16 protein-coding genes and 1 pseudogene are annotated in these 19,230 nt (G+C 66.7%); 11 read left to right on the top strand and 6 right to left on the bottom strand.

Annotated features, from left to right (window positions below; all coding sequences use genetic code 11):
• Position 1 precedes the first annotated feature (1 nt).
• The 4 genes from VH569_RS11000 (at position 2) to VH569_RS10985 (ending at position 4,532) form a co-directional block, all read left to right on the top strand.
• The gene (locus VH569_RS11000; protein WP_423315371.1) at positions 2–1,456 is read left to right on the top strand and encodes a hypothetical protein; all 1,455 of its coding nucleotides are present in this window, start codon (positions 2–4) and stop codon (positions 1,454–1,456) included.
• A 159-nt stretch (positions 1,457–1,615) separates the two neighbouring features.
• Entirely contained in the window at positions 1,616–2,557 is a 942-nt protein-coding gene (locus tag VH569_RS10995) for a LysR substrate-binding domain-containing protein (protein WP_423315370.1), read from the top strand.
• A 170-nt stretch (positions 2,558–2,727) separates the two neighbouring features.
• Positions 2,728–3,483 (top strand): SDR family NAD(P)-dependent oxidoreductase, encoded by a 756-nt coding sequence (locus VH569_RS10990; RefSeq protein WP_423315369.1) that lies wholly within the window; start codon positions 2,728–2,730, stop codon positions 3,481–3,483.
• A 47-nt stretch (positions 3,484–3,530) separates the two neighbouring features.
• The gene (locus tag VH569_RS10985) at positions 3,531–4,532 is read left to right on the top strand and encodes a zinc-binding dehydrogenase (RefSeq protein ID WP_423315367.1); all 1,002 of its coding nucleotides are present in this window, start codon (positions 3,531–3,533) and stop codon (positions 4,530–4,532) included.
• A 488-nt stretch (positions 4,533–5,020) separates the two neighbouring features.
• Here VH569_RS10985 and VH569_RS10980 read toward each other — a convergent pair whose 3' ends face one another.
• Entirely contained in the window at positions 5,021–6,094 is a 1,074-nt protein-coding gene (locus VH569_RS10980) for an alpha/beta fold hydrolase (RefSeq protein ID WP_423315366.1), read from the bottom strand.
• 186 nt (positions 6,095–6,280) lie between these two features.
• Positions 6,281–7,879 (bottom strand): ABC-F family ATP-binding cassette domain-containing protein, encoded by a 1,599-nt coding sequence (locus tag VH569_RS10975; RefSeq protein ID WP_423315364.1) that lies wholly within the window; start codon positions 7,877–7,879, stop codon positions 6,281–6,283.
• Between VH569_RS10975 and VH569_RS10970 the strand changes: the two genes are divergently transcribed.
• On the top strand, positions 7,878–8,639 hold the full coding sequence (locus tag VH569_RS10970; RefSeq protein WP_423315363.1) for a TetR/AcrR family transcriptional regulator: 762 nt from the start codon (positions 7,878–7,880) through the stop codon (positions 8,637–8,639). The two genes, VH569_RS10975 and VH569_RS10970, sit on opposite strands and share 2 nt — an antisense overlap.
• Before the next feature lie 8 nt (positions 8,640–8,647).
• Here the strand turns inward: VH569_RS10970 and VH569_RS10965 are convergent, their stop codons facing one another.
• A complete protein-coding gene (locus VH569_RS10965) occupies positions 8,648–9,970 on the bottom strand; it encodes a sensor histidine kinase (protein WP_423315362.1) in 1,323 nt (440 codons plus the stop codon).
• Between the two features lie 26 nt (positions 9,971–9,996).
• Complete coding sequence (locus VH569_RS10960) at positions 9,997–10,737, bottom strand: response regulator (RefSeq protein ID WP_423315361.1); 741 nt, start codon at positions 10,735–10,737, stop codon at positions 9,997–9,999.
• Between the two features lie 226 nt (positions 10,738–10,963).
• On the opposite strand from VH569_RS10960, the gene VH569_RS10955 reads away from it, so the two are divergent.
• Complete coding sequence (locus VH569_RS10955; RefSeq protein WP_423315360.1) at positions 10,964–11,734, top strand: alpha/beta fold hydrolase; 771 nt, start codon at positions 10,964–10,966, stop codon at positions 11,732–11,734.
• A 51-nt stretch (positions 11,735–11,785) separates the two neighbouring features.
• Entirely contained in the window at positions 11,786–13,561 is a 1,776-nt protein-coding gene (locus VH569_RS10950; RefSeq protein WP_423315359.1) for a cytochrome c biogenesis protein DipZ, read from the top strand.
• Between the two features lie 42 nt (positions 13,562–13,603).
• Here the strand turns inward: VH569_RS10950 and VH569_RS10945 are convergent, their stop codons facing one another.
• Positions 13,604–14,110: a MarR family winged helix-turn-helix transcriptional regulator gene (locus tag VH569_RS10945; RefSeq protein WP_423315358.1), complete on the bottom strand. Its 507-nt coding sequence runs from the start codon at positions 14,108–14,110 to the stop codon at positions 13,604–13,606.
• Between the two features lie 606 nt (positions 14,111–14,716).
• Positions 14,717–14,938, bottom strand: a pseudogene (locus tag VH569_RS10940) (IS3 family transposase); the annotation flags it as partial.
• Positions 14,939–15,078: 140 nt separating this feature from the next.
• On the opposite strand from VH569_RS10940, the gene VH569_RS10935 reads away from it, so the two are divergent.
• From VH569_RS10935 to VH569_RS10920, 4 genes are read left to right on the top strand one after another with little or no spacing between them, the layout of a single operon-like run.
• On the top strand, positions 15,079–15,405 hold the full coding sequence (locus VH569_RS10935) for a hypothetical protein (RefSeq protein ID WP_423315357.1): 327 nt from the start codon (positions 15,079–15,081) through the stop codon (positions 15,403–15,405).
• Positions 15,402–16,760, top strand: coding sequence for a lysine N(6)-hydroxylase/L-ornithine N(5)-oxygenase family protein (locus VH569_RS10930; protein ID WP_423315356.1), 1,359 nt, complete (start codon positions 15,402–15,404; stop codon positions 16,758–16,760). Before VH569_RS10935 ends, VH569_RS10930 begins: the two co-directional genes overlap by 4 nt.
• Positions 16,760–18,067, top strand: a complete 1,308-nt coding sequence (locus VH569_RS10925) for a lipase family protein (protein ID WP_423315355.1) — start codon at positions 16,760–16,762, stop codon at positions 18,065–18,067. The genes VH569_RS10930 and VH569_RS10925 overlap by 1 nt, the downstream gene beginning before the upstream one ends.
• 42 nt (positions 18,068–18,109) lie before the next feature.
• Positions 18,110–19,162 (top strand): GNAT family N-acetyltransferase, encoded by a 1,053-nt coding sequence (locus tag VH569_RS10920; protein ID WP_423315353.1) that lies wholly within the window; start codon positions 18,110–18,112, stop codon positions 19,160–19,162.
• Positions 19,163–19,230 lie beyond the last annotated feature (68 nt).

The following is a 19,230-nucleotide window of genomic DNA, read 5'->3' as shown; positions in this document are numbered from 1 at the left end:
AATGACCCGTCTGTCTGTCGCTGCGGCGCTTCTCGCCGGCAGCATACTCTTCCCATTCGCCGCTTTCGCCGGACAGGCTCCGGCTGCCGCTTCCGATCCTGACATCCCGATCAGCGGCAGGGACCGTGTCTATGCCGCCGAGCAGTTCTCCAACACCGTCTCGGTCAGCGATCCATCGACCAACAGGCTGCTGGGGGTCATCAAACTCGGCGATCCGCAGCCCGGCAACCTGTCGCCGCTCTACAAGGGTCAGGTACTCGTCCATGGCATGGGCTTTTCGCCCGACCACAAGACCCTGGCCGTCGTCTCGATCGGCTCAAACTCGGTCACCTTCATCGACACGGCCACCAATATGGTCAGGCACACGACCTATGTCGGCCGCTCGCCCCACGAAGCCTTCTTCACCCCGGACGGCAAGGAAGTCTGGGTCACCGTGCGCGGCGAGGACTACATCTCCGTTCTCGACACCACCAGCTTCGAGGAAAAGACGCGGATTAAGGTGCCGGCCGGCCCCGGCATGCAGATCTTCTCGCCTGACGGACGCTACGGCTATATCTGCTCGTCCTTCAATCCGGAGACGGTCATCGTCTCGGTTGCCGATCACCGGATCCTCGGTCATGTGAAGCAGGAAAGCCCGTTCTGCCCCAACATCGCGGCTTCGCCCGATGGCAAGCAGGTCTGGTTCACCCTGAAAGACATCGGCAAGACGCAGGTCTTCAGCGCCGAAGCGCCGTTCGACCTGATCAGGACGATCGACACCGGACCGATCACCAACCACGTCAACCTGGTCACCAACAGGAACGGCAGCTTCGCCTTCGTGACCGTCGGCGGGTTGAACGAGGTAAAGGTGTTCCGCACCGATGATTTCGAACAGGTGGCGACGATCCCGGTCGGCAATCTGCCGCACGGCATCTGGCCCTCGGGCGACGGCACGCGCGTCTATGTCGGCCTTGAGAATGCCGACCAGTTCGCCGTGATCGACACCCTGACGAACAAGGTTATCGCCACCATCCCGATCGGTCAGGCGCCGCAGGCGGTCGCCTATGTTCCGAATGCCGTTCCGGAAGGGGACGGCCTGCAGAACCTCGTGCCGCTCGGCAAGGCCGGCGAGGCCGCGCATCTGAGGCTGGCGGCGGCGGGCGGGAAGGGCAAGACCCCCTCCACCGTCTCACTGTTCGATCAGGGCCTGACGCAGGTCCTGCAGGCTTCGGTCACGGGACTTGAGCCGAAGAAGGCTTATGTTCTGGCCTTGTCGCGCAAGGTGGACGGCAGCGGTCCGCTGGAGGGGCTCTCGAACTTCATGACCAACCCTGCGGGCTCGGCGATCGTCAACGCCGTCGGGCCGATCCGGCAGATCGTGGAGGCCAGGCACAAGGACGAGCGGCGCTATCTCGTGGTTGCCTCGGTTGAAAACGGCCAGCCGGGCCAGGTCCTGCAGGTTCAAGTTTCGGAGTGAACGCGGCTGGGCGGCCTGCGGAACGGCGGGCCGTCCGTCGGGAGGCCAGGATATGGTGGGGCTTCCCCCAAAGCTGTAGCCTTTGTCCGGCGATCGGATTCGCGCCGCAAATCGAGCCCGGTTTTGCGCGTCCCGATCCAGAAATCATGGAGCTTGCGTTTGGACCAGATACTCGCGATCCGCACATTCGTCCGTGTTGCTGAAGCCGGCTCTTTTGCGAAAGCTGCGGACTCGATGAACCTGCCGCGATCGTCGGCCAGCAAGCTGGTGCAGGACCTTGAGGCGCATCTCGGAACGAAGCTGGTTGAGCGGACGACCCGTTCGGTGACCATGACGAACGAGGGCTTGGCCTATCACGAACGGGCGCTTCGGCTCCTGGCGGATCTCGACGATATGGATGGAACGGTCGCCGGTTCCCGCAGCACCCCGAAAGGAAGGCTCAGGGTCGACATCGGCTCCGTCCTGGCGAACCGGATACTCATTCCCAAACTGGATGATTTCCAGCGGCAATACCCCGACATCGATCTGCTGCTGGGTGTCAGCGACCGGTCGGCCGATCTCGTCGGCGAGGGTATCGATTGCGTCATCCGTGGCGGCGCTCTGCCGGACTCATCGCTGAAAGCGAGAAAGCTGTGCGAGCTCGACTACGTCGTCTGCGCCGCACCGGGCTATCTGGCCGGAAAGCAGGTGCCGACGCATCCGGACGAGATGGATGGCCACCGGATCGTGAGTTATTTCTCGGCGTCTTCCGGCAAGCGCTTTCCCCTTCGTTTCCAGCGTGGCGATGAGAAGATCGAGCGTCCGGCTTCGATCGGCATTGCGGTCAACGAAAGCACGGCACATCTGACCGCTCTGCTGGCCGGTCTCGGCATCGGGCAAAGCTTCGGTTTCTTCGCAAGGCCGCATTTCCAGGCGGGGACGCTTGTCGAACTGCTGCCGGAGTGGAAGCCGGAGGATCATGCCCTGCATCTCGTCTATCCGGCGGATCGGTTTCCAAACCCCCGGCTTCGCGCATTCGCCGATTGGGCGGCGACCGTGTTCGAGGCTGCCGATGCCCGACGAGGCACAAGGGCGACCGACATCATCCATCCCCATGGATAATGCCTCCATCGCGGGTAGCTTCTCGACGGCAGGATAACGGCTTAGGTTCATCTCATCGGACGGCGACGAAAAACCAAACGCCGGCGCCACTTCCCGAAGCAGTTTCAAGTTCCGACGGTCCCGGCGAACCCGGGCCGATCCCTTCCCCACGCCCTCAACAGGAAACCATCATGACCGACAGACTCGCGAACAAGATCGCAATCGTCACCGGCGCCACCAGCGGCATCGGCCTTTCGACCGCCAAGCTCTTCGCCGCTGAAGGCGCCCGCGTCTACATCACCGGTCGCCGTAAGGACGCCCTGGAAAAGGCCGTTGCGGAAATCGGTCACGCCGCCGTCGGCGTTCAGGCCAACTCCAGCAGCAACGACGATCTCGATAGACTCTTCGCCCAGGTAAAGGCGGAACAGGGTCGTCTCGATGTGCTCGTCGTCAACGCCGGCGGTGGCAGCATGCTTCCGCTTGGCCAGATTACCGAGGAACAGATCGACGACACCTTCGGCCGCAACGTCAAAGCCGTGATCTTCACGGTCCAGAAGGCGCTGCCGCTGCTCGGCAAGGGGTCCTCGGTGGTGCTCACCGGGTCGACCGCGGGCACGGAAGGCACGGCCGCCTTCTCGGTCTACTCGGCCTCGAAGGCCGCCGTGCGAAACCTTGCCCGCTCGTGGGCGCTCGACCTGAAGGGCACCGGCATCCGCGTCAACGTCGTCTCGCCGGGCGCCACCCGGACACCGGGCCTCGTTGGACTGGCCGGTGACGACAAGGACCAGCAGCAGGGGCTGCTCGACTACCTCGCTTCGCGCATCCCGCTCGGCCGTGTCGGCGAATCCGAGGAGATCGCCAAGGCGACGCTCTTCCTCGCATCAGACGATGCAAGTTTCGTCAACGGAGCCGAACTCTTCGCCGACGGCGGACAGGCCCAGGTCTGACAGCAATGGGAGCGGCCACGGGCTGCTCCCCCACAGGAGACCTGGAAATGCGTGCAGCAGTCTATTTCAAGCATGGCAAGCCGGAAGACGTTCTTCAGGCAGTGGACGTCGCCGAGCCCGGCGGACCCGGTCGCGGCGAGGTCCTCGTCCGTGTCCTTCTTCGTCCCGTTCACCATGGCGATCTTCTTGGCGTGGCCGGGCGCTACCAGCCCGGCACTGTCCCGCCGGAAGACGGTGTTCGCGTTGGCTTTGAGGGCTATGGCATCGTCGAGCAGGCCGGAGACGGTGTGGCCCTGGCTCCAGGCACTCGGATCGCCTTCTTCCCCGGCCGCGGCGCCTGGAGCGAAAAGGTCGTCGTGCCAGCCGACTTTGTCACGGAAATCCCCGACAGCGTTACCGACGAAGCTGCGGCACAGCTCCACGTGAACCCGCTGACCACCGCTCTTCTCGTGCGGGCGGTCGAGGCTTCCGGTGCGAAACCCGGCCGCGACGCCGTGGTTCTGACTGCGGCGGGGTCAGCCGTCGCGCGACTGACGATCGGGCTTCTTCTTGACCGTGGATACGACGTTGTCGGCGTTGTTCGACGCGAGGCAGGCGTGAACGAACTCAACGTCGTCTTCCCGGACCTTCCCGTCGTTTCGACAAACGAATCCGACTGGCAGAAGCGGGTGCTCTCGGCCGCGGACGGCCGGCCGGTAGGCGTTGTTCTCGACCCGGTTGGAGGCGAAACGGCCAGCATGGCAGCAGGCCTTCTCTCCCATGGCGGCAGCCTCATCTCCTACGGCGACCTTTCGGGGCAGCCGATCTCCATTCCGGCACTTCACTTCTCGACGCGCGATATCCGCATCTCCGGGGTCACCGTTGGCCGTTGGGCGGAGCTGTCTCCGGAAACACGTAAATCCGATATCAAGTTGGCACTCGAATTGGCGGCTGGGAAACCGGAGCTCTTCCCGGTACAAAAAACCTTCGATCTCGCGGAGGTTGGTAAGGCCGCGGCCTTCGTCGAAACGCCGGGCAAGACGGGCACTGTCCTCCTTTCCTCTCGTTGAAAAACCGTGTTGCAAGGAGGCGAGGAGGGTTAAGAGATCGCTCCGCGAACTTCGTCGATCAACGATCCGACCCGAGCGGTGTGATCACTTTTGCGGTGGCTCTGTTGCAAAGTTTGCCGGCAGGCGCGAAATGATGGTTACGGGCGTCACCACCGAGGCTATGTGTCCTGGAGTTCGAACTGCTGGCTGATGAACTGCGCGGCCTCGGCGAGCACACCGGGTCCAAGATCGAAGTCGCGTTCGACGAGGCGCGCCTCGCTCCGCAGTCGCGGGTGATGTTGAATCTGGACGGTTGGCCTTTGCGGAGCGCCCGCATCACCTCAAAGCCCTTGATCGTCGCGTAAGTGCACCTGGCCGCCGCGGGGGCAGCGGGCGGCCCAGTACGGCCGCCGCTCCTTGGGTGAGGTGGCGATGATGCGCTACAAGCAACCGATCGGGCGCAACATCCGGACTCGTGGTCTGTCCACGCGAAAGCGGTCAGGTCCCGGTCAATTCTTGCCGATGTCCAATACGGCCTGCGCGAAGGCTTTCGGCGCCTCCTGCGGCAGATTGTGACCGATGCCGCCGGTGATCAGCCGATGCTCGTAGCGGCTGGTGAATTTCGCCCGATACATCTCCGGTTCCGGGTGCGGAGCGCCGTTGGCGTCGCCTTCCATGGTGATGGTGGGAACCTTGATGGTCGGGAAGGCCGCCAGCGCCCGTTCGAGCGCGTCATAGTGCGTCTCCCCCTCCGCAAGGCCGAGCCGCCAGCGGTAGTTGTGGATGCTGATGTCGACATGGTCGGGATTGTCGAGGGAAGCTGCTGACCGGTTGAAGGTGGCGTCGTCGAAGGCCCAGTTCGGGGAGGCGAGCTGCCAGATGAGCTTCGCGAAGTCGTGCGTATACTTTGCGTAGCCGGCCCTGCCGCGTTCGGTGGCGAAGTAATACTGATACCACCATTGCAGCTCCGCCTTGGGAGGCAGCGGTGCCCGGTTGAGCTCCTGGCTGCCGATCAGATAGCCGCTGACCGACACCATGGCCTTGCAGCGCTCCGGCCAGAGTGCGGCCATGATGTTCGCCGTCCTGGCGCCCCAGTCGTAGCCGGCGAGAATCGCGGTCTGGATCTTCAGTGCATCCATCAGGGCGATCATGTCGGCGGCAATCGCCGCCTGCTGGCCGTTGCGCGGCGTCGCGGCGGACAGGAAGCGCGTCGTGCCGTAGCCGCGCAGATGAGGAACGATGACGCGGTAACCGGCCCCCGCCAGGATCGGGGCCACCTCCACATAGCTGTGGATGTCATAGGGCCAGCCGTGCAGGAGGAGAACCACCGGCCCGTCGGCGGGGCCATCCTCGGCGTAGCCGATGTTGAGCGGTCCGGCATCGATCTGCTTCAGCGATTTGAAGCCGGTGGGCGAGGGGGAGTCCGCCGCCGGCCGTGCCGCAGGGGGGGCCGCCTGCGCCCGTCCCGTTCCCAGCCCAAGGCCGGCGGCCGCCGCTGCGAGGGTCGCCGTGCCGATGAAGCGCCGCCGCCCGTGGTCGACCAGGGCCGTGCCGGCGGCTTCCGTCTCCAGTTTCCGTGCCATTTATCTCTCCCGACATGCGTTTATCCGTGGCCGCAACATGAGATGCCGATGTATCCCCCGCATGTCCGGCCTTCGGACATGGTGAAAGCGTCTGTACCTGCCGACCCAACCGATACAGTGGGATACAAAGTCCCGATGGGGGTAACCGACCCGACCCTGTCCCGGATCGGCGATGCCAGGCGGAGGCTATGGGCTCCCGCCGTCCTGTGGATCGAGGCTCAGCCGTCGTTCGATGCCGATGTTGGCCATGAAGGCCTCGTCATGGCTGACCAGCAGGATGGCGCCGTCATAGGCTCTCAACCCCGCCTCGATGGCTTCGACAGAGTCGATGTCCAGATGGTTGGTCGGCTCGTCCAGGATCAGCAGCGCCGGTGGCCGCGGTCCGCCCAGCGTGCAGGCGAGGCCGGCGCGCAGCATCTGTCCGCCGCTCAGCGTTCCGACCTGCTGCAGGGCTGCGTCCGCCCGGAACAGGAAGCGGGCGAGGGCCGCCCGGCAGGCATTGTCGGTTGCACCGGGATTGAGGCGCTTGAAATTGTCGAGGATCGACATGGCGGGATCGAGGATGCCGACACTCTGGTCGAGCATGGCGAAGTCGACGGCGACCGACACCGTGCCCCGGATCGGGGCGAGCCCACCAGCGACGAGCATTAGCAGGGTCGTCTTGCCCGACCCGTTGGGCCCGACGATGCCGACCCGTTCCGGCCCCTCCATGGTGAAGGAGAGATCGCGGACGATCGGATGGTCCGGGTCGTGGCCAGCGGTGACGTCGTCCAACCGCAGGACGATTTTGTTGGCTGGAAGCCCGGTGGGTGGCAGCGCCAGCGAGAAGTCCTGCAGGATCTCGATGCGGGACCGTGCCGACGTGAGCGCCATCTCGGCCTCCGCGCGCTGGCGGTCGGCCAGCTTGGCGCCGGACCCCCGGCTGGCCTCGGCATTGCTTTTGCGCGCGCCCAGCAGGATGCGGGGCATGTCGCCTTGCGCGGCCTTCCGTGATCCGGCCGCATCGCGCCGGTCCTGCCGTTCCGCCGCGCGTTGCGCTTTGCGCCGGCCCTCGGCCGCCTGCTTTTCCGCGTGGGCCAGATCCTGTTGAGCGGCTTCCAGTTCGGTCGCCTTGCGCTCGCGGTAGCGCGTCCAGTTGCCGCCATAGCGGGTGGCACCCAGCGAGGTCAACTCGACGATGGCGTCCATCCGGTCGAGGAGTTCGCGGTCGTGGCTGACCACGATCGCTCCGGCCCGCCAGCCGGCGAGGAGGGCGATCACCGCCTCGCGGCCGGAGCGGTCGAGGTTGTTGGTCGGCTCGTCGAGCAGCAGGAAATCCGGTGCGGCGAAGACCGCCGCGGCAAGGCTGGCACGTGTGCGCTGGCCGCCGGAGAGTTCCGCCAGCCGGGCATCGGGGCCAGCATCGAGCCCGACGCGGGCCAGTGCGGCGGCGACGCGCTCTGCCAGCGTCCAATCGGCGTCCGCCAGTTCCTCTGCGCTTGCTGTCCCGGCCTCGGCGCGGTGCAGAAGGGTGAGCGCCTCGGTCACGCCGAACAGGTCCGCCACCGTTTCCCGCTCGGTGGGCCGGACCGTCTGTTTCAGCAGGCCGAACGTGCCGGTGACCCGGACGCTGCCGGCGAGCGGCTGAAGCTCTCCGGCGACGAGTTTCAGCAGGGTCGATTTTCCGACGCCGTTCCGTCCGACGAGGCCGGTGCGCTCTTGCCCGAAATTCAGGTCGACACCGGACAGGACGCTGTGGCCATCAGGCGTCGCCCAACCGATCCGGGACAGGGAGATGGAGGCCATGCGTCGCCCCTTGTTGATTTCAGGATATCGGCACGCAATCGTGCTGATATCAGGCGGCGATGGAAAACGCAACGGATCTGTGCTGTTTTGTCGGTGGATGGAGAGCGGAAGGGACGGGATCATGGACGCTGGCGGGCGCAAGCCAGGGGGAAGGCCGACCAGGGAACAGGCCGCAGCCATCGATGCCCGCATCTTGGACGGCGCCCGGGCTGTCTTCTGCCGCAAGGGCGTTGCCAACAGCGGTTTGGAAGAGATTGCGACCGAACTCGGTGTCTCCAAGCACACGCTTTACCGCCGTTACTCCAACAAAGCCGCCCTTCTCGAAGCCGTGGTCGGGCGCGATGTCGGGCGGTTCCGCGACGCTCTGCTGTCCGCCGCTGGCGAGGGTGGGGTGGGAGCGCTCGAAGCGTTGCGCTGCGCCGCGTTCCGTTATGTCGAGATCGGATCGTCGCGCGACTATGCCGCCTTCTACCTGTCCGTCAGCGCCGAGGCCGCGGTTTCGCCGGCTCTCCGGGAGCGGCTGGCATCCTGGTCGCGCGATGCGCTGGAACCTCTGGTCGGGTTTGTCGCCGCCGCCCAAGGTGCGGCCGAACTGCGGCCGGGCGATCCGGCTTCAATCTGCGGGATCCTGGTCGACCTGCTGGAGGGCGTCAACAACCGGCTGCGGCTCGGCGACGACGCAGCGGCAGACGCGCCGTCTCTCTTGCGGCTGTTCGAGGAGCGCTGGGCGGTCTTCGCCACTGCCTTCGGAAACGGTTAGCCCGCCCGTCAGCCGAGCGTCACCTCGGCACAGAGGCCTCCGGTGCGCCGGTTCCGTAGCGTCAGCGACCCGCCGATTGCCAGCGTCAGCTGGTGGGCGATGGCCAGTCCCAGGCCGGTTCCTCCGGAATCGCGGTTGCGCGACTGTTCCAGCCGGTAGAAGGGCTGGAGGACGGCGGTGAGCTGATGCTCCGGAATGCCGGGGCCGGTGTCGCGGACCGCGATGCCGATCCGGCCGGCGCCGTCCCGGGTCACCGTGATCTCGACCTCTCCGGCGAATTTCAGGGCGTTGTCGATCAGGTTGGTCAGGATGCGGCGCAGCGCGTGCGGCCGGGTGGTCAGGACCGCACCGGAGAGGCCGCGGACGGTCACCGGCTTGCCCATGTCCTGATAGTCGAAGGCGAGGCTTTCGACGAAGGATCCGACATCGACGCGGGCCGGGGGCTCGACATTCCCATGGGTGCTGCGCGCATAGGTCACCCCTTCGCGCACCAGCCGTTCGATCTGCGAGAGATCGCGGAGCAGCCGCTCCTTCTCCGGACTGTCCTCCGCCATCTCGACCCGCAGCGCCATGCGGGTGATCGGCGTCTGGAGGTCGTGGGAAATGGCGGCGAGAATCCGCACCCGCTCCTCCAGATAATGGGCGATCCTGTCCCGCATGGCGTTGAAGGCGGTCGCGGCATGGGCAACCTCGCTCGGGCCGTCCTCCGCCAGCCGTGCCGACGTGCCGCCGGGATCGAGCGTCTCGGCCGCCTTGGCGAAGCGCGCCAGCGGGCGGATCGCCTGCCGCACGGCAAGCCAGGTGCAGAGGACCAGCAGCACGAGCTGGGCGGCCAGCAGGAGTGGGAGCCAGGTGGCGAGCGGCATGAGCGCCGGTGTCACGTCGATCGTCACCGGTGAGCCGTCGCGAAGCGTGACGTGGGCCTGGAGATGCGGGCGGTCACCGGGAATGGTCTCGACCACCACCGGGAAACCCGGACCGGCGCCGCCGTTGATGGCACGGGCGATCTCCGCACCGCGGCTGCCCAGGTCTGGCACGCCCGGCAGGCCGGGGCCAAGCTCGTAGCGGTAGGTGCGCCGCTCCAGCACCGCCAGCCAGCGGCCGCGCTCCTCCGGTGGCAGGCGGTCGAGCAGGGCGACCGAGGTCGCCACATCCTGCTCCAGCGTGCCGAGCATCATTGCCTTGGCGGCACTGGTGCGCTCCAGGACCAGCGTGCCGAAGGACAGGCCATGCGCCAGGACAAGCCCGGTCAGGAGGATGAGGAACAGCCGCCAGCGCAGGGTGCGCGGCGGATGCATGACGTGGCTGAACCGGAGGATTGTGCCCGTCATGGCCGTGCCTCTCATGACCGTGTCCCTCATGGCCGTGCCCTCGTGATCTCCACCGGCATTGCCAGCACATAACCTTCGTTGCGGACGGTCTTGATGTGGCTGGGCTCGCGCGCGTCGTCGCGCAGCCGCTGCCGGAGCCGGCTGACCAGCAGGTCGATGGACCGTTCGAACAGCTCCGCCTCGCGCCCCTGCGTCAGGTTGAGGAGCTGGTCGCGCGACAGCACCCGTTGCGGGTGGTCGAGGAAGACACGCAGCAGCCGGTATTCGGCGCCGCTCAGCGCAATGGCCGTGCCGTCCTGGTCAAGCAGATGCCGGGCGACAGTGTCGAGCCGCCAGTTGCCGAAGCTCAGCAGCTGCCCAGCCTCGCTGATCTGGAGGTTGGGCGGCAGCATGCGCGCCCGGCGCAGGATCGCCTTGATGCGGGCCAGCAGCTCGCGCGCGGCGAACGGCTTCGCCAGATAGTCGTCGGCCCCCATCTCCAGGCCGAGGATGCGGTCCATCTCGTCGTTGCGCGCGGTCAGCATCAGGACCGGTGTCGTGGCATGCCGGCCGGCGCGAAGCTCCCGGCACAGAACCAGCCCGTCGTCGCCCGGCATCATGATGTCGAGCACGATGAGGTCCACCCGGTCGCGCTCCAGGAAGGATCGCATCTGCCGACCGTCGGCGGCGAGGGTCACGCGCAGTCCGTTCCTCTTCAGATAGCCGGACACCAGTTCCCTGATGTCCCGGTCGTCGTCGACGATCAGAACGTGGTCGATGTGATCCATTCGGTCGAACCTCGCTGCTGTTCGGCGGTCTTATGACGGGTGGAGCGCTGCCCGCGTCCGGCGGTTTGTGTCGGCCTGTATCCGCCCGGTTGGCCGATACATGACGGTACGAAAATCCCCCTGCCGTACGCCGGCGTCCGCATCGTTCCGTCTGGACAGCCCGCCTTCCGCCGATGTATTTATCAAAATAATCATTATGACACAAACTACATGACGGGATACATCCATGCTTCCGTACAAATTTCCGGTTGCCCTGTTCGGTCTGGCCCTGTCGCTGGCCGCCCCCTGGTCGCCGGCCGCCGCCGCCCCGGTGAAGTCGGTGGTCATCGTGCATGGCGCCTTTGCCGACGGCTCAGGCTGGCGCAAGGTGTCCGACATCCTGACCGCCAAGGGCTATGCCGTGTCGATCGTCCAGCAGCCGCTGACCTCGCTCGGCGACGATGTCGCTGCCACGCGCCGCGTCCTCTCCCTTCAGACGGGTCCGGCCGTTCTGGTCGGCCACAGCTATGGCGGAATGGTGATCAGCGAGGCCGGGCACGACAGCCATGTCGCGGCCCTGGTCTATGTCGCCGCCTTCGAGCCCGAAAAGGGCGAGAGCCTCGCCAAACTGGCCGAGAGCAAGCCGGTGGCCGGTGCCGAGCCGGGTGCCGTCAAGGCCACCGCCGACGGCTACCTCTATCTCGACCCGCCGGCCTTCGCCGGTGCCTTCGCCGCCGACCTTCCGCCGGCCGACGCAGCCTTCCTCGCCCGGTCCCAGGTGTTCGCGGCCAAGGGCGCCTTCACGACGCCGGCCGGCGACCCGGCATGGAAGTCGAAGCCAAGCTGGGCGCTGGTGGCGACCGCCGACCGCTCGATCAACCCCGAGCTGGAACTGGAAATGGCCCGCCGGGCCGGCAGCCATGCCCGGTCGGTCGAGGCCAGCCATGCCGTCTACGCTGCCAAGCCCGAGGCAGTCGCCGCCCTGATCGTCGAGGCGGCCGAGGCGGTCTCCCACTGATTTGCCGGGCCGGGCGCCCACCCGTGCCCGGCCTGTCGAAAGGGTTCAGTCATGATCCTCTTTCTCGTCTCCTTCCTGGCGGGCGCCCTGACCATCGTCAGCCCCTGCATCCTGCCGGTCGTGCCCTTCGTCTTCTCCCGGGCGGGGCAGCCGCTGTTCCGCAGCGTCCTGCCGATGCTGTTCGGCATGGTGGCCAGCTTCGCCGGTGTCGCCACGCTGTCCGCGGTCGGCGGAGGCTGGGCGGTGGAAGCCAATGGCGCCGGGCGGACCGCCGCCCTTGCGCTGATGGCAGTGTTCGGATGGACGCTCCTGTCGCCACGCGCGGCGGCGGTGCTCAGCCGTCCTCTGGTCGCCGTCGGCAACCGGCTGTCCGGTCGGGCCGGTGTCGCCGGATCGCTTCTGCTGGGCGTCGCCACCGGTCTGCTCTGGACGCCGTGCGCCGGGCCGATCCTCGGGCTGGTCCTGACCGGTGCCGCGCTTCACGGTGCCAGCCTGCAAACCACACTGCTGCTGGCGGCCTATGCGGCGGGTGCTGCGACATCCCTGACGTTCGCCCTTCTGGCTGGCGGCCGGATGCTGGCGGCGATGAAGCGGTCATTCGGTGTTGGGGAGCGTCTCCGCCAGGGACTGGGCATCGCCGTCCTTGCCGGTGTCGGCGTCATCGCCTTGGGGCTCGACACCGGGTTGCTGGCCCGCCTGTCCTACGCCGGCACGTCCGGCGTCGAACAATCGCTGATCGACCGGTTCGCTCCTGTCGTTGCCAATGACGCTGTGTCGGGTGCGCCGGAGACGTCCGGGAGGGGTCTGGAGCTTGCCGATGCCCGGCGGGTCTACCATAGCAGCCTGCCGGTCGAGGGCATTCTCCCCTCCCTGGACGGTGCGACGGACTGGCTGAACGCAAAGCCGCTGACCACGGAGGAGTTGCGTGGAAAGGTCGTGCTGATCGATTTCTGGACCTACTCCTGCATCAACTGCATCCGCACGCTGCCCTACCTGCGGGCATGGGCGGAAAAGTACCGGGACCAGGGGCTGGTTGTGGTCGGTGTCCATGCTCCGGAGTTCGCCTTCGAAAAGCGGATCGGGAACGTGCAGAAGGCGCTGCGTGATTTCGCCATCACCTACCCGGTGGCGATCGACAATGACTTCCGCATCTGGCGGGCGTTCGGCAACAGCTATTGGCCGGCCTTCTATATCGCCGACGCCACGGGCCGGATCCGTCATCACCGGTTCGGCGAGGGCGGGTATGAACAGACCGAACGGGTCATCCAGGATTTGCTGGCGGAGGCAGCCGGAGGCCGGGCTGCCGAGGGCCCGGCCAGTGACGGCGGGCTGGTCAGCCCGGCGGGGAAGGGCGCCCAGGCGCCCGCCGACCTCGGTGAAGTCCGCTCCGGCGAAACCTATGTCGGCTATCGGCAGGCGGCTAACTTCGCGTCGCCGGAGCGGGACGGCATCGAGCGGCCGCAGGACTACACGGTCGGCGCGCTGCGGCTCAACCGCTGGGGGCTCTCCGGCAACTGGACGGTCGGGGCCGAGCAGGCGCGGCTGAACCGGGCGGGCGGGGCGATCGTCTACCGCTTCCGGGCGCGTGACCTGCACCTCATCCTCGGTCCCGCCCAGGACGGCAGGCCGGTCCGCTTCCAGGTCACGGTCGACGGCATGGCGCCCGGGCGGGATCATGGAACGGACACCGATGCCGAAGGCAACGGCACCGTCTCCGAAACCCGGCTCTATCAGTTGGTGCGGCAGGCGGGCGCGGTGCGGGAACGGACGTTCGAGGTGCGCTTTCTCGATCCCGGTGTCGACGCCTACGCCTTCACCTTCGGTTGAGGAAAGGCCCGCATGGCCCCGGACCTCCGCATCCAATCTGTTTTACTTGCTGGCCTCCCGGAGGTTATCGCGCAGCCGGGCGACCGCTCTCTGGAGGGCGCGGAACTCGTCGGGCGGAAGCCCGGAAGCCTTCACCGTCAATTCGCCGAAGCCCAGACCCTTCTCGCGAAGCTGGCGCCCTGCCTCGGTCAGGGTGACGCGGACGCTGCGTTCGTCCTCGTCGTCGCGCGTGCGCGTGACATAGCCCATCGCCTCCAGCCGTTGCAGCATCGGCGTCATGGTGCTGGGCTCAAGGAACAGCTTCTCGCTGAGGCTTTTGACGGTCTGCCGATCCTCCTCCCATAGGGCGATGATGGTGATGTACTGGGGATAGGTGACGCCAAGCTGCTCCAGCACCGGCTTATAGACCCGCGAATAGGCGAGGTTGGCCGAATAGATCGTGAAGCACATGAAATCCGCCAGCCGGGCGGTTTGTGACTTCCCCGCCAGCGCAGCGGCTGGCGTATCGGAGGTGGGAGGGGTGGTTGGGCTGGCGCTCTTGCGGCTCATGTCGTCACCGGAAAGTTCGGTTGTCCCGATCACCATCGCCGCACCCGCTGACCTTGGCGGAACGCCAATGTGATTATGATCGTAATCATTATCATACATCCACTGTGGGAGACAGCACCATGCGTGTCCTTCTTGCGGCGGTGGCAGCCATTGGGCTCGCTGCCGCACCCTGCGCCTGGGATGACAATCCCCTTGAGGCGCCCTCCATCCTGGCGCTGCTCTCGCGACCACGGCCCCTGCTTTCCTCTGTCGCACCCATTCCGCACCGGCCTGCCGAAGCGTCAGCAGCGGTGACACCCCCTCCCCCCAAACCGTGAGGACGAAGAAATGACGCTGTTTGAAGACCGATTGGCTCCGCTGTTGTCCATGTGCGGATCGTGCCGACGCTGAAGGGGCTGGAGGTTGAAAGCGTCCCGACCTCCATCTTCGGTGAACCTAGCTTTCTGAGCGGTCGTGACGAAGCGGGCGGACGGGGGTTTAGGATCCTAGTCCCCCAAATAAGTTCCCAAATATTGCGTTCGGATTGATCGCTCCATTATGCTCTGTCGCGCTTTTCACATGAGCGAACAATTGAATAAAAATTCTTCCCGTTAGAATAAAGGGAGGGATCCGCTCCTGCTCGTCCGTCGTCGGGCCGGGCCGCTTGCCCTGGTCGCGCTCGGCCTGCCGGACCCGGCCCCGCAGCGTCTTCGCCGTGCAGCCGATCTTCGCCGCGGTCGAGCCGATCGCCGCCCACTGCGGGGCATGATCGCCTTCGTGCTCGAACATCATCCGAACCGAGCGCTCGCGAACTTCAGGGGCGCATTTCGCCGATCTCCGCTTCGTCATGATGACCCCACTCTTTCAAGAAACGGGGCCTCCGGGAAACCCGGCGCGGTTCAGTTTATCACAACCTCGGATTCACCCATCCGGCGCGCCTTGGGAATCCTTCAAGCCTCTCCGATTCAACTCGGTCGGAGACCGCTCTGATGTCGCAATCCGACCTGTCCGTGCCGAAGCTCTGCCAGGCGTTTCCCGGAACTGCCGCCCCCCGGGGTGGACGCTGCCACCATGGCGATTCGTGCACCAAAGCGGCTCGGATGCGAAAGGGCCTAAATTTCAGCGGGGTGCGTTCGTCGTCTTTCAAGAATCCGGAAGGAGGCGGCGGTCGGCTGATGTCGGTCGGCATCCGGCTGGAGCCCCGCCACGCCATCGACCGGCACGACCGGCACAGGCAGGAGCAGGACCGGCCCATGCGTCCGGCAGCCGTGGCGGCGTTTTTGGGATTCTCAAAACAGGGGACGACAATTCCATGACTCAGTTCAGCCTCTCCGAAAAGCCCCTGGACCTTGCCGGGATCGGGTTCGGGCCTTCCAACATCGGGCTGGCGATCGCCCTCGAAGAACAGGCGGAGCGTTCCGGACGGGCGCTGGACACGGCCTATTTCGACCGGCAGGCCTCCTACAGCTGGCATGGCGGCACGCTGGTCCAGCAGAGCGACCTGCAGATCTCCTTCCTCAAGGATCTGGTGACCCTGCGCAATCCGCAGAGCCCCTACAGCTTCGTGAACTATCTGCACCGCAAGGAACGGCTGATCGATTTCATCAACATCGGCACCTTCTATCCCTGCCGGATGGAGTTCAACGACTATCTCTGCTGGGTGGCGTCCCACTTCTCCGATGCCTGCCGCTACGGCACGGAGGTGGTGCGCGTCGAACCGGTCGTCGACAGGTCCGGCGTCATCAGCATGCTGGATGTCGTCACCCGCGGCCCCGACGGTATCGAACGCGTGCGCCGGACCCGCTCGCTGGTGGTCGGCACCGGCGGAACGCCACGCATCCCGGCGCTGTTCGCCGGGCTGAAGGACGATCCCCGTGTGTTCCACCATGCCGACTATGTGCAGCGGATCGCCACCCAGCCCTGCGTCGCCGGAACGCCGATGCGGATCGCCCTGGTCGGTGGCGGGCAGAGTGCCGCCGAGGCCTTCATCGACCTCAACGACAGCTTCCCGTCGGTGCGGGCCGACATGATCCTGCGCTCGGCGGTCCTGCGTCCGGCCGACGACACGCCCTTCGTCAACGAGATCTTCGCGCCGGCCTATACCGATGTGATGTTCAACCTGCCGGAGGACGAACGGGCGCAGTTGATCCGGGACTACCACAACACCAACTATTCGGTGGTCGATGCCGAGCTGATCGACCGCATCTACGGCATCCTCTATCGCCAGAAAGTGTCCGGCGTGCAGCGCCACGGCTTCCTGTGCCGGCGGCAGATCGAAGCGGTCGCGTCCGACGGGGCCGGCATCGCGCTCACCCTGCGCGACCTGTCCAACGGTGTCCTGGAGGAAATCCGCTATGACGCGGTGGTCCTGGCGACCGGGTACGAGCGCAACTCCCACCGTCGGCTGCTGGAGCCGCTGGGCGACCTGATGGGCGACCTGCGGGTCGACCGCGACTATCGCGTCAGTACCGACCCCAAGCTGACGGCACCGGTCTTCATCCAGGGCTTCTGCGAGGAGACCCATGGGCTGAGCGACACGTTGCTGTCGGTCCTGCCGGTCCGGGCGGCGGAAATCGCCGCCGCCCTCTATCGCGATCTGGCGCCGGCCGACGGCCGGTCCCGGCGTCAGTCGGGGCCGACCGGGCTGGTTGCCGGCGCGTTGAACCGCTGATGGGCGCGACGATGCGGGGCGGACGCGCCGGGCTGTGGCTGCTGTGCATCCTGTCCGCCGTCTGCGCGGCCGGGTCGGCAGCCGCCGCGGCGGACGATGCCGTGGCGAAGGCCTCCGATCTGGCTGTCCACGCCTCCGCACGGGGCTCGGTGCTTGAGGTGGCGACGCTGGCGACCTACCGGCGGGATGCGATCGAGGCCGGGCTCGGATCGCACGCCGGCTTCATCGGCCGGCCGCGCTGCGACGTCACCCTGTCGCGGGTGACCTATGCCACCATCGGGGTGCATGGCGAACCGGCGACCGCCTCGGCCATGCTGCTGTTGCCCGGCGGCCCGGATTGCGGCGAGCCGCATGAATTGCTGGGCTGGGCACAGGGCACCCAGACGCGGCAGGACGCCAGTCAGGCCGACGGTACGCTGGCGGCGGGCGACAGCCCGCTGCTGACCTTCTACGCTGCCCGCGGCGTCGCGGTCGCCGCCACCGACTATCTCGGGCTCGGCCGCTCGGACTATCCGTTCCATCCCTATCTGCATGCGGAGAGCGAGGCATCCGCCATCGTCGATGCACTGCGCGCCGCGCGCAGCGTGGCGGCGGAGGCGCGGATCCCGCTGTCCGGGAAGGTGCTGCTGGCCGGCTATTCCCAGGGCGGGCATGCGTCGATGGCGGCCCAGCGCACCATCGAGCGCGACCATGCCGGCGAGTTCCACCTTGCCGGAACGGCACCGATGTCCGGTCCCTATGCGCTGGAGCAAACCTTCATCGACGGCTGGTCGGCGACCGGGCCGGCGGGGCCGAACGGTCTGGCGACGGCGCTGTTCGCCTATGCCGTGGTGGCGATGCAGCGCGTCTACGCCAACATCTATGCCTCGCCCGCCGACGTGTTCCGGTCGCCCTTCGACGCCACGGTCGAGGGAGTCATGCCGGGCCGCCTCGACATCTTCGATGTGCTCCGGCAGGGAGTGCTGCCGCCGGGACCGGAGATCGCGCGGCTTCGCCAGGACGGCTTCACACGCTCCTTCGACGATCCGCAGGCTCCGTTCCGTCGCGCCCTCGCCGGCAACGACCTGCTGGACTGGACACCGCGCGCGCCGATGGTCCTGTGCGGAGCCGGGCGGGATGCCGTGGTGCCCTTCGCCAACACCCTCACCGCCAAGCGGCTCTTCACCGGCCGCGGGGCGGCTGTCGAGGTTCTGGACATGGATGACCGCATCCCGGCCGAGCTGGATGGGGTGTCGGTCCACACCAGCGCCGCCGTCTATCTGTGCTTCGGGGCGACCCGCGACCGGCTGCTTGCCCTCGCCCGATGACGGGACGGCGGCAGCGGGCGCCAAGAACTGGAATCCGCCACCATGACATCATCCCATACCCTGCCTTTGCCCGATGGCCACCGGCTGACCGCCGAAACCGGATCCGGCGGTCTGCGCCTGTCCATCGACGGCCGTCCGCTGCTGTCGGCCGCCTGCGAGCCGGTCGAGGACGGCTTCGTCCTCGCGCCCGACCTCGTCGACGGACGCCCTGTTCCGCTTGCCATGGACGCCGCCTGGGCGGCGGCCTGCTGGCTGTTCACCGGCGACCCGGCCTGCCGCCGTCTTGTCTGGCGCGGCATCGAGCCCGACCCGGCATCGCTGCGGTCTGGCCTGCTGCTCGCCGATGGCAGCGGCGGCACCGTCAGCCGGCGCGACGCCTTCTGGCAACTGCCCGGCCCCTGGCTGCGCGGTCCGGGCACGACCGGCTATCCGGCCATTGCGCGGGGGGATGGCGTGCATCTCCACCGGCCGCCGAAGCCGGCGGGGGAGTTGTACCGCCGGTTCGATCCGGCGCTCGGCCTCTGGATTTCGCTGCGCAGCCTGGACATCGACGCCGATCTGGAGCGCTTCAACCGTTGGCAGAACAACCCCCGCGTTCTTGCCTTCTGGCAGGAGGGCGGCGACTTCCTGCGACACCGCGCTTATCTGGAGGGGCTGGCGGCGGACCCGCATGTCCAGACGCTGATCGGCTGCTTCGACGATGAACCCTTCGCCTATTTCGAGGCCTATTGGGCGAAGGAGGACCGCATAGCCCCCTTCTGTGCGCCGGGCGACCATGACCGTGGCATCCACATGCTGGTGGGGGAGGAGCATCACCGCGGACCGCACAAGGTCCGTTCGTGGCTTTCGGCGCTGGTGCACTGGATGTTCCTGGACGATGCCCGCACCGGCCGCGTGGTGTCGGAGCCGCGGGCCGACAACGCCCGCATGATCGGGCACATGCAGTCCCTGGGGTTCCTGCGCGAACGGGAGTTCGACTTCCCGCACAAGCGCGCCGCGCTGATGGTGCTCGACCGCCGTGACTTCTTCGACCGCTGCCCCGGCCTGTCGGAGCCGTCGACGACGGCCGCCGCGCACGAAAATTCGTACGTATGAAAGATTCTCCTTAATATTCGCCTACCCCCTTCGTCTTAGAGCCGGGAGACGGATTTCGCGAGAGAGCG

Origin of the sequence: Azospirillum sp. 11R-A (assembly GCF_049472615.1) — a bacterium.
In the GTDB taxonomy this organism is placed as follows: Bacteria; Pseudomonadota; Alphaproteobacteria; order Azospirillales; family Azospirillaceae; genus Azospirillum; species Azospirillum palustre.
This window is presented reverse-complemented; position numbering and strand designations above follow the sequence as displayed.